The sequence below is a fragment of the Streptomyces sp. NPDC054847 genome, assembly GCF_053610925.1.
In genome coordinates, this window is the sequence record NZ_JBSGZJ010000262.1 from 1 (window position 1) to 9,975 (window position 9,975).

Below are 9,975 nucleotides of genomic sequence, written 5' to 3' on the forward strand. Positions count from 1 at the left end.
GCGCACCCTGTGCGTTGCCGGCTCTGTCACCCGTACGTGCGAATGCTCGCCGTACGTCCTCCTGTCACTCCGCAACTCGTTAGCGTGGCGCTGCTCGAGGAGGTCGGTGAGGAGGGCGTGAGCAGTGACGGCCATACCGGCGGCGGCGCGCGCGTACATCCTTGCCGTGATCCTCTGTGCCGCGGTCGCCGCCGTTCCGGTGGCCCTCCCCGCAGCCGTGGTGCCGTGGCCGACCGTACTGCTGCTCGCCGCCCTGTACGCCGTGGGCGAGCTGCCCGCCCGCCGTCGCGGCGACGACTCCGCCCCCGTCGGCGCCGGCACCTTCTTCCCCGTGCTGCTGGCGGCCGCCTTCCTCCTGCCGCCCGCCGCGGCCGCTCTGGTCCCCGTGCCGGGCGCGCTGCTCGGGCGGGTGGACGGACCGCCGGCCGGGGTCCGGCGGACGTGGCGCGCGGCCCGGCTCGGCCTCGCCACCTGGGGCGCCGCCCACGCGTATCTGCTGTTCGGCGGCGAACAGGCGCTGCGGGCACCGGACTTCCCGTACGCGCTCGTGCCGGCCCTCGCCGGGTCGCTCGCCTGCTGTCTGCTGCTGACGGTCCTCGACGGCGGCATCCGCGCCACGGCGGTCGGGGTGCCTCCTACGCGCAGTACGCGGTGGGGGAGGGTTCCCCCGCCCGCCGTCCGGCGGGATCTCTCCGGTTCGGCGGCGCCGCACTGTGTGCACGGGCTCGCCGGGCTCATGATGGCGGTCCTGTGGGGCAGCTCGTACGGGCCGCTCTCCGCCTTGTTCGTGCTGCTGCCCATGTACATCTCCTGCTGGATCTTCGCCCAGTACCACCGGGAGCGCGCCGCCCATCAGGCGACGATCCGGGCCCTGGTGCAGGCCGTCGACATCAAGGACCGGTACACGCGCGGGCACAGCGAACGCGTCGGCCGGGCATCGGTGCTGATCGCCAGGGAACTGAGCATGGAGGAGGAGCGCCTCGAGGTCGTCCGGTTCGCCGGCCTCCTGCACGACGTGGGCAAGTTGGGGGTGCCGACGAGGGTGCTCCGCAAGGAGGGGCCGCTGACACCGGAGGAACGGCGGGTGATCGAGCTCCACCCGGAGTACGGGCACGAGATGGTGCGCGGCATCGGCTTCCTGGGCGAGGCCCGGGCGGCGATCCTGCACCACCACGAACGCATGGACGGCAGCGGATATCCGTACGGACTCGTCGGTCACCAGATCCCTGAGTTCGCCCGGGTGGTGGCCGTGGCCGACGCGTTCGACGCGATGACGTCCACCCGCTCCTACCGGCGCGCCCGGCCGGTGGCGGTGGCCCTGCGCGAGCTGGAGCGGTGCGCCGGTACGCAGTTCGACCCGCGCATGGTGCGCGCCCTGGTGCGCGCGCTGGAACGGCACGGGTGGCAGACATCGGTGACCTCGGACGAGGCGGCGCTGCCGACGGGGCCGCCCCGGACGCCGCGGTCGCCGGGAACGGGGGCTTCGCATCAGATACGGACAGGGTGAGCGGCCCACCCCGGCGGAGGCGGGCGAGAAAGGCCCCCGCGCACGCCGGCCCGCACGCGTCCTCCATGTCATCCACACCGCCGCGGTCGCCGTGACCGCGGCCGCCCTCGCCTGGGTCGTGACCCACGGGGTGGCACAGCCCGCGAACGCCCTCGCCTTCGGCGCGTTCATCGCCGTCGGGGAGCTCGCCCGGTGGGGAGCGGTCCCCGGGGAGAGGGAGCCCGCCCCGCTGGGGGCCGCGGGCGCGCTGGCGTACGCCCTGCTCGGCGAGTGCGCCGGTGAGCCGACGGGGCACGGGGCCTTCCAGGTCGTCGCCGTCGTCGTCGCGGGCGCACTCGTCGGCGCCGTGCCGCACGTCGCCCGCGGTCAGGGGCCCGCGCTCGACCATGTGGCGCGGCGGGTGCTGACCGTCGGATTCGCCGCGGTGTGCTTCCAGCCGCTGTACACCTCCGGCGAGTTGGGCCTGTGGCTCGGGGAGGGTCCTTATTACGCCCTCTTCCTGCTGGTCCTGCTGGTGCTGACCGCCTTGTGCGACGCCGTGCTGGCCGCCGTCATGCTGCGCGCCCACACCGGCCACCCCTTCGGGCCGCTGCTGCGGGACGAGCTGCGGGCACTGCCGGGTATCGGCTCGGCCGTCGGCGCGACCGGCGCGGTCATGGCCCTGGCGGTGGCGGTCGCGGGCCTGTGGGCCCTGCCGGTGTTCTGTGTGCCGCTGCTGCTCACCCAGCTGTCCTTCCGCCGGTACGCGGCCGTGCGCGCCACCTACGGCCAGACGATCGCCTCCCTCGCCCGTGCCACCGAGATCGCCGGCTACACACGGCAGGGCCACGCCCGCCGCGTCGCGGAGCTCAGCACGGCCGTCGGACGGGAGATGGGTCTGTCCGGGCCCGACCTGACCTTGCTGGAGTACGCGGCGCTGATGCACGACATCGGGCAGCTGTCCCTCGTCGACCCCGTACCGGACGGTGCCACCGCGTCGCTGCCGCCGGCCGAGCAGCGCCGTATCGCGCTGCTCGGCGGTGCCGTGGTCCGGCGCACCGGCGTCCCGGCGGCCGTGGCCGCCGTCGTGGAACAGCAGGCCGACCCGTACCGGGACCAGCCCCTGGCCGCCAGGATCGTGCGGGCCGTCAACGCATACGACGACCTCGCCGGGGGAAGCGGAGGCAGAGCGGGCGGGGCGCTGGCCGCACTGGAGCAGCTGAGGCTGGGCACAGGGCACGACTACCAGCCCGAGGTGGTCGAATCCCTGGCCAGGGTCCTGGGCAGAGTCCTTGTGTGAAGCGGCCCGGCCCCTGTTCCCACGGGGTAACCCATGGGTAATGAGCGAGCCTGCGACCGGGCATGGTTGGATGCGAAAGAAGGCACAGAAGCAGGCAGGCAGTCATGCGTCCGGGCAGGGCCCCGAGCGACCGGCAGGCGGGAATCGTGAGGATCTTCGGGAAGGTACGGCATCGGCCCTCCGCCTCTTGGCGGCAGGCCACGGACCGCGCGTTCACGCTGATCGGCGACGGCCGGTACGAGGACGCGGGCGCGCTGCTGACGCGGGCGGCGGATCTTGAGCCCTGGCTCTCGGAGTCCTGGTTCAACCTGGCGCTGCTGCACAAGTTCCGGCACGACTGGGAGCAGGCCCGCGCCGCGGGCTTGCGGGCGGTCGCGCTGCTGGACAAGGAGACGGGCGCCCCGGACTGGTGGAACGTCGGCATCGCCGCCACCGCCCTCCAGGACTGGCCGCTGGCCCGCCGGGCCTGGCAGGCGTACGGCCTGAAGGTCCCGGGAGCGGCCGCGGCGAACGGCGAGCCCGTCGGTATGGACCTGGGCAGCGCCGCTGTGCGGCTCTCGCCGGAGGGCGAGGCCGAGGTGGTGTGGGGCCGCAGGCTCGACCCGGCCCGGATAGAGGTGCTCTCCATTCCGCTGCCGTCGTCCGGGCGGCGCTGGGGCGAGGTCGTGCTGCACGACGGCGTCCCGAACGGCGAGCGCACCACGACGGCGGGTCCGTCCTTCCCGGTCTTCGACGAGATCGAGCTCTGGGCCCCCTCTCCCGTCCCGACCTGGGTGGTCCTGCTGGAGGCGGCGACGGAGTCCGACCGGGACGCTCTGGAGCGGCTGGCGGCGGACGCCGGATTCGCCGCGGAGGACTGGTCCTCCTCGGTGCGGCTGCTGTGCCGGGCCTGTTCCGAGGGGAGCATGCCGAGCGCGGAGGGCGAGGGGGAGCACCTCGATCCGCACGACCACAGCGAGCCCGGCCATCCCGGGCCGCTGGGACACCGTACGGGCGGCGATCTCTGGTCGCCGGAGCGCGAGTGCGGCATAGCGGCGCCCGCCGGACTGGTGCGGGGCCTGCTCGACGGCTGGGTCGCCGACAGCCCGGACTCCCGGGAGTGGCGGGATCTCGAGGAAGTCTGCTGACGCCTGCCCGTAGGCTGTACGGACACGTGAGTGACCGGGCATCGGGCCATGGTCGGGTACTGAGAAGGGCGCAGAGGCTGACATGGCGTCGCAGCAGTCGGAGCAGGGGACGGACCAGCGGGTCGACGAGGGGGGTTTCCTCGTGGACACGGAGAACTGCGAGGAGCGGGAACTGGCGTACCGCGAGCGCGGCACGTCGCGTCCGATCACGGTCGTGGGGAACCCCGTGCTCCACAAGGAGTGCAAGGACGTCACCGAGTTCGACGACAAGCTCGCCGCCCTCATCGACGACATGTTCGCCAGCCAGAAGACGGCTGAGGGCGTGGGGCTGGCCGCCAACCAGATCGGTGTCGACCTGAAGGTGTTCGTCTACGACTGCCCCGACGACGACGGCGTGCGGCACACCGGCGTGGTCTGCAACCCGGTCCTGGAGGAGCTGCCGCCGGAGGAGCGCGTCCTCGACGACTCCAACGAGGGCTGCCTGTCCGTGCCGACGGCGTACGCCTCGCTGGCCCGTCCCGACTACGCGGTGGTCCGCGGCCAGGACGCGCAGGGCAATCCGATCAAGGTGCGGGGCACGGGCTATTTCGCCCGTTGCCTCCAGCACGAGACCGATCACCTCTACGGGTACCTGTACATCGACCGTCTCTCCAAGCGTGAGCGCAAGGACGCGCTGCGGCAGATGGCGGAGGGCACCCCGCGGTACGAGGTCGTCCCGAACGACTGATCCAACGCAACGTCCGACGGCCCCGCTCAGCGCGAGCGGGGCCGTCGCTGTTCACGCAGGCGTCATTGGGCGGACAAATGACGCCTGCTCAGGCGTGGTTGACGCGCGTGGAACGGCCCGCCAGTCTCAGTGGTTGCACCGTCCCCACCCGGTATGGAGGCTCGATGTTCAGACGCACCGCACGACTTCTGCTCTCTATTGTCATGCTCATGGTTGCCGGTCTGGGCGGGGTCGTCGCGACCGCCGGGAGCGCGCAGGCCGACGACTGCTACACCTGGTCACGCACCCTGTCCCAGGGGGCTTCCGGCTCGGACGTCAGCCAGCTCCAGATCCGCATGTCCGGCTACCCGGGCTACGGCGCCGTGCTCGCCGTCGACGGCTCCTACGGGCCGGCCACCACGGCCGCCGTCAAGCGCTTCCAGTCCGCCTACGGCCTCGCCGCCGACGGCGTCGCGGGTCCCGCCACCTTCAGCAAGATCTACGCCCTCCAGGACAGCGACTGCACACCGGCCCACTTCAGCTACGCCGAACTCAACCGCTGCAACTCCACCTGGTCCGGTGGCGCGGTGAGCGCGGCGACCGCCAAGGCCAACGCGCTGCGGACGATGTGGAAGCTGGAGGCCCTGCGGCACGCCCTGGGCGACCAGCCCATCACCGTGACCAGCGGCTTCCGGTCGTACTCGTGCAACAGCGCGGTCGGCGGCGCGTCCAGCAGCCGGCACCTCTACGGCGACGCGGCCGACCTGGGCGCCGGACCGCACTCGCTGTGCAAGCTGGCCCAGCAGGCCCGCAACCACGGCTTCAACGGGATCCTCGGCCCGGGCTACCCCGGCCACAACGACCACACGCACCTCGACCACCGAGGCAGCCGTTACTGGTCCGCCCCCAGCTGCGGCATCTGAGGCACCCGAAGCCGAAGCGGCCCGTGCCTCCCCCCGTGAGAGGCGCGGGCCGCTGCTTTCTCGAGCGCCGTCAAGGACGGTCAGAAGTCGTCGTCGAACGCGACCGACCCCTCGACCGCCACCTGGTAGGCGGACGGGCGGCGCTCGAAGAAGTTCGTCAGCTCCTGGACACCCTGCAACTCCATGAAGGAGAACGGGTTCTGCGAGCCGTACACCGGGGCGAAACCGAGGCGCGTGAGCCGCTGGTCGGCGACGCACTGGAGGTACTCGCGCATCGACTCGGTGTTCATGCCCGGCAGTCCGTCGCCGCACAGGTCACGGCCGAACTGGAGCTCCGCCTCTACCGCTTCCTTCAGCATGTCGGTGACCTGCTGCCGCAGTTCGTCGTCGAAGAGCTCCGGCTCCTCCTTGCGGACCGTGTCCACGACCTCGAAGGCGAAGTTCATGTGCATCGTCTCGTCCCTGAACACCCAGTTGGTGCCGGTGGCCAGACCGTGCAGCAGACCGCGGGAGCGGAACCAGTAGACGTACGCGAAGGCGCCGTAGAAGAACAGGCCCTCGATGCACGCCGCGAAGCAGATCAGGTTGAGCAGGAAGCGGCGGCGGTCCGCCCGTGACTCGAGACGGTCGATGCTCTCGACCGAGTCCATCCACTTGAAGCAGAACGCGGCCTTCTCCCTGATGGACGGGATGTTCTCGACCGCCGAGAAGGCGGCCGCCCGGTCCTCGGGGTCGGGAAGGTAGGTGTCGAGCAGCGTCAGATAGAACTGGACGTGCACGGCCTCCTCGAACAGCTGCCGCGACAGATACAGCCGCGCCTCGGGGGAGTTGATGTGCTTGTAGAGGGTCAGCACCAGGTTGTTCGCCACGATCGAGTCACCCGTCGCGAAGAACGCGACCAGCCGGCCGATCATGTGCTGCTCACCCGGGGAGAGCTTGGCCAGGTCGGCCACGTCCGAGTGCAGGTCGACCTCCTCCACCGTCCAGGTGTTCTTGATCGCGTCCCGGTAGCGCTCGTAGAAGTCCGGGTAGCGCATGGGCCGCAGAGTGAGCTCGAAGCCGGGGTCGAGAAGGTTCTTGGTGGTGGAGCTCATTACTGGCAGGCCTCGCAGGACTCGGGGTTTTCCAGGGAACAGGCGACGGCATCCTCGGCCGTCACCTGCGCGGGGACCGGGACGGCCGCCGACGCGGCGCGCGCGATCCGGGTCGCCGGGCGCGAGCGCAGGTAGTAGGTGGTCTTCAGCCCCTGCTTCCACGCGTACGCGTACATCGAACTGAGCTTGCCGATCGTCGGCGTCTCGAGGAACAGGTTCAGCGACTGGCTCTGGTCCAGGAACGGCGTACGGGCGGCCGCCATGTCGATCAGGCCGCGCTGCGGGATCTCCCAGGCGGTGCGGTACAGCGCGCGGATCTCCTCGGGGACCCAGGTGAAGCCCTGCACCGAGCCGCTCGCCTCGCGCAGCGCCTCCCGCGTCTGCGCGTCCCAGACTCCGAGCCGCTTCAGGTCCTCCACCAGATAGGAGTTGACCTGGAGGAACTCGCCGCTGAGCGTCTCGCGCTTGAACAGGTTGGAGACCTGCGGCTCGATGCACTCGTAGACACCGGCGATCGAGGCGATGGTCGCGGTCGGCGCGATGGCGAGCAGCAGCGAGTTGCGCATGCCGACGTCGGCGATCCGGGCACGCAGCGCCTCCCAGCGCTCCGGCCAGCTCGGCGTCGTGTCGTAGTGGTCGGGATGCAGCACGCCGCGTGCCGCGCGCGTCTCGGCCCAGGCCGGCAGGGGCCCGTTGCGCTCCGCGAGGTCGCACGAGGCCTCGTAGGCCGCCAGCATGATCCGCTCGGCGATCTTCGTCGAAAGGGCCCGGGCCTCCGCCGAGTCGAAGGGCAGCCGCAGCTTGAAGAAGACGTCCTGCAGGCCCATCGCGCCCAGGCCCACCGGGCGCCACCTGGCGTTGGACCGCCCGGCCTGCTCCGTCGGATAGAAGTTGATGTCGACGACGCGGTCCAGGAAGGTGACGGCGGTGCGGACGGTGGCGTCCAGCCGCTCCCAGTCGATGCCGTCGCCGCTGACGAACGCGCCGAGGTTCACGGAGCCGAGATTGCACACGGCCGTCTCGCCGTCGTCCGTGACCTCGAGGATCTCCGTGCACAGGTTGGAGGAGTGCACGACCCGGCCCGGCTCCGCGGTCTGGTTGGCGGTGCGGTTGGACGCGTCCTTGAAGGTCATCCAGCCGTTGCCGGTCTGGGCGAGTGTGCGCATCATCCGGCCGTAGAGGTCGCGGGCGGGGACGGACCGGCGGGCCAGGCCCGCGGCTTCCGCCCGGCGGTAGGCCGTGTCGAAGGCCTCGCCCCACAGGTCGACCAGCTCCGGGACGTCGACCGGGGAGAACAGTGACCACTCGGCGTCCGCCTCGACGCGGCGCATGAACTCGTCCGGGATCCAGTGCGCCAGGTTCAGGTTGTGCGTACGGCGGGCGTCCTCACCGGTGTTGTCGCGCAGCTCGAGGAACTCCTCGATGTCCGCGTGCCAGGTCTCCAGGTAGACGGCGGCCGCGCCCTTGCGGCGGCCGCCCTGGTTCACCGCGGCGACCGAGGCGTCAAGGGTCTTCAGGAACGGGACGATGCCGTTGGAGTGCCCGTTGGTGCCGCGGATCAGTGAACCGCGGGCGCGGATACGGGAGTACGAGAGCCCGATGCCGCCCGCGTGCTTGGAAAGGCGCGCGACCTGGTGGTAGCGGTCGTAGATCGAGTCGAGCTCGTCCAGCGGCGAGTCCAGCAGGTAGCAGGACGACATCTGGGGGTGGCGGGTGCCGGAGTTGAAGAGGGTGGGGGAGGAGGGGAGGTAGTCCAGCCGGCTCATCAGCCGGTACAGCGCCGCGACCTCCTCCAGGGCGCGCTGCGAGTCGTCCTCGGCGAGCCCGCAGGCGACGCGGAGCATGAAGTGCTGGGGAGTCTCGACGACCTGGCGGGTGATCGGGTGGCGCAGCAGGTAGCGGCTGTAGAGGGTGCGCAGGCCGAAGTAGCCGAAGCGGTCGTCCGCCTCGAGGTCGATCAGCGCGTCGAGCCGCGCGGCGTGCAGTGCCACGAAGGCGGCCGTGCGGTCGGCGATCAGCCCCTCGCGGTGACCGGTGGCGACCGAGGCGGTGAACGAGGAAGCGCCCTGCCCGGCCGCCTCTTCGGCGATCGTGCGGGTCAGCAGACGCGCGGCGAGCCGGGAGTAGGCGGGGTCGTCCGAGATGAGTCCGGCGGCCGCTTCGGCGGCGAGGGAGTGCAGCTCCGCCGCGTCGGACCCGGCGTTGCGGCCGCGCAGCGCGGCCGCGGCGACCTTGCCCGGGTCGGTGTCGGGCAGGTCCGCCGTCAGGTCCGTCAAGGTCCGCAGCAGCGCGGTCCCGGGGCCGTCGTTCTCCGTCGCTGAGACCGGATCGGCTGGCGCGATGGTCATGTGATGCTCTCCCTCGCTCGGCTCTGGGCCGGCGGAGGGGGCGGGCCGTGGCACGTGTGACGGGGCAGCACGGCGCACGGCGTCCACCGGCCCAACCGCGAGGCCCGGACGTCTGGGCATCCGGATCGGTCGAACCGGATGCGCCGTCGACAGGTCCTCGGACTTGAACGGGTACGGCAGAGCGCACCGGATCACACCGTTGCGGGACAGTTCCGGATTCACACCGGATTCCCCTGCGGCGACAGCGAGATGAGCATACATGTGGGGGCGGTTGAGTCAGCCACCCCCATATGTTGTGTCTCCGGGTGGGAAGTCGATGTCCGGGCACCGGGGCGTCCGCCCCGCTATCGTGGTCGGTGAAGGGAGGGTCCACGACCGTGACCACCGACCGCCCGCACCTGGACACCGACGACTTCGACGAGGCTTTCCGGATACTGGCCCGCACGACCGAGGGCGTGCGTCTGGAACTGATCGACGGGAAGCTCAGGAGCAAGGCAGTGCCGGACGGAGATCACGGGCGCATCATCGAGTGGCTGACGCGCATCTGTATGCAGGCGCGTCCGGAGCTGTGGCTCTATCCCGACCAAGGGCTCAAGGTGCAGGAGTACCGGAAGGGCCGGGCCCGTCCGGACGGCTCGCTCGCCTCCAGCGGTGCCTTCGTCGGCCAGGGTGAATGGGCCGACCCCGACCAGGTGCTCATGGTCCTCGAGGTCACCTCGTACGACTCGGACACCGACGGGCGTGACCGGGTGGAGAAGCCGCGCGCGTACGCCCAGACCGGCATCCCGGTGTACCTGCTGATCGACCGGGACAGCTGCGAGGTGACGGTCTACAGCCAGCCCGACGGCGTGCGCTATGAGAACGCGCACACGGTCCCGTTCGGCAAGGACATCACCCTGCCCGCCCCGGTGGACATCACACTGGCGACCGAGCAGCTCAAGGACTGGGTGCACTGACCCCGAAGACGAAGGGCCGCCGCGCTTCCCGGGGG

8 protein-coding genes and 1 riboswitch are annotated in these 9,975 nt (G+C 71.2%); of the genes, 6 read left to right on the top strand and 2 right to left on the bottom strand.

From position 1 onward, the window contains the following. Window positions 1-124: 124 nt before the first annotated feature. The 5 genes from ACWGH4_RS23140 to ACWGH4_RS23160 all read left to right on the top strand — a co-directional run bounded on the left by ACWGH4_RS23140 (window position 125) and on the right by ACWGH4_RS23160 (window position 5,542). Window positions 125-1,507, top strand: a complete 1,383-nt coding sequence (locus ACWGH4_RS23140; RefSeq protein WP_453463965.1) for an HD-GYP domain-containing protein — start codon at window positions 125-127, stop codon at window positions 1,505-1,507. 91 nt (window positions 1,508-1,598) lie between these two features. Further along, window positions 1,599-2,786, top strand: a complete 1,188-nt coding sequence (locus ACWGH4_RS23145; protein ID WP_441264110.1) for an HD domain-containing protein — start codon at window positions 1,599-1,601, stop codon at window positions 2,784-2,786. Window positions 2,787-2,932: 146 nt separating this feature from the next. Continuing rightward, the gene (locus ACWGH4_RS23150; protein WP_189466066.1) at window positions 2,933-3,913 is read left to right on the top strand and encodes a tetratricopeptide repeat protein; all 981 of its coding nucleotides are present in this window, start codon (window positions 2,933-2,935) and stop codon (window positions 3,911-3,913) included. An 82-nt stretch (window positions 3,914-3,995) separates the two neighbouring features. Then, window positions 3,996-4,640 carry a peptide deformylase gene (gene def, locus ACWGH4_RS23155; RefSeq protein WP_453463970.1) on the top strand — a complete coding sequence of 215 codons (645 nt, stop codon included), beginning with the start codon at window positions 3,996-3,998 and terminating at the stop codon, window positions 4,638-4,640. Window positions 4,641-4,804: 164 nt separating this feature from the next. Next, on the top strand, window positions 4,805-5,542 hold the full coding sequence (locus ACWGH4_RS23160) for a D-Ala-D-Ala carboxypeptidase family metallohydrolase (RefSeq protein WP_441264112.1): 738 nt from the start codon (window positions 4,805-4,807) through the stop codon (window positions 5,540-5,542). 80 nt (window positions 5,543-5,622) lie between these two features. Here the strand turns inward: ACWGH4_RS23160 and ACWGH4_RS23165 are convergent, their stop codons facing one another. Further along, window positions 5,623-6,636: a ribonucleotide-diphosphate reductase subunit beta gene (locus ACWGH4_RS23165; protein WP_441264113.1), complete on the bottom strand. Its 1,014-nt coding sequence runs from the start codon at window positions 6,634-6,636 to the stop codon at window positions 5,623-5,625. Further along, window positions 6,636-8,984, bottom strand: coding sequence for a ribonucleoside-diphosphate reductase subunit alpha (locus tag ACWGH4_RS23170; RefSeq protein ID WP_453463974.1), 2,349 nt, complete (start codon window positions 8,982-8,984; stop codon window positions 6,636-6,638). Before ACWGH4_RS23170 ends, ACWGH4_RS23165 begins: the two co-directional genes overlap by 1 nt. Before the next feature lie 131 nt (window positions 8,985-9,115). Next, window positions 9,116-9,242, bottom strand: a riboswitch (cobalamin riboswitch). A gap of 119 nt (window positions 9,243-9,361) precedes the next feature. On the opposite strand from ACWGH4_RS23170, the gene ACWGH4_RS23175 reads away from it, so the two are divergent. After that, window positions 9,362-9,940 (top strand): Uma2 family endonuclease, encoded by a 579-nt coding sequence (locus ACWGH4_RS23175; RefSeq protein ID WP_453463977.1) that lies wholly within the window; start codon window positions 9,362-9,364, stop codon window positions 9,938-9,940. Window positions 9,941-9,975: the final 35 nt, after the last annotated feature.

Coding starts and splice junctions, on each gene's coding strand:
- def (WP_453463970.1), top strand. CDS start 3,996: ATGGCGTCGCAGCAGTCGGAGCAGGGGACGGACCAGCGGGTCGACGAG.
- ACWGH4_RS23160 (WP_441264112.1), top strand. CDS start 4,805: ATGTTCAGACGCACCGCACGACTTCTGCTCTCTATTGTCATGCTCATG.
- ACWGH4_RS23165 (WP_441264113.1), bottom strand. CDS start 6,636: ATGAGCTCCACCACCAAGAACCTTCTCGACCCCGGCTTCGAGCTCACT.
- ACWGH4_RS23170 (WP_453463974.1), bottom strand. CDS start 8,984: ATGACCATCGCGCCAGCCGATCCGGTCTCAGCGACGGAGAACGACGGC.